Annotated in this window: 1 protein-coding gene; it reads right to left on the reverse strand. The window is 33.9% G+C overall.

All coding sequences use genetic code 11. The annotated features are described in order from the left end of the window. The coding region (locus L693_RS0101375; protein WP_025715728.1) for a CPBP family intramembrane glutamic endopeptidase at positions 1 to 327 on the reverse strand (327 nt) is incomplete at both ends.

The following is a 327-nucleotide window of genomic DNA, read 5'->3' on the forward strand; positions in this document are numbered from 1 at the left end:
ATATATAAATCCAAGAATGTATCCTACGAGAAATATGGTCACATAGTTAAGAAGTGAATATCCTGAAATAATACCTATTGGAAAGTGTATCCCCATAAAAAGTATCGCTTGTATAAAGTTATATCCCTTCACCCGATGGTCTCTTAGTTTATTCATAATGAATCCCCGGAACACTACTTCTTCAGAAAACGCCGCTAACGGTGTAATGATCCATCTGATTCCTATGTCAAAACTAAAACCTTTAAAGATAGCAAGCTCAATTACTACCAATAAGAATGCAATAATTCCGCCTGTAAATACTCCCTTGATAACATTGTGTTTTAATTT

It is taken from the genome of Paenibacillus sp. 1-18 (assembly GCF_000520755.1).
Lineage (GTDB): Bacteria > Bacillota > Bacilli > Paenibacillales > Paenibacillaceae > Paenibacillus > Paenibacillus brasilensis.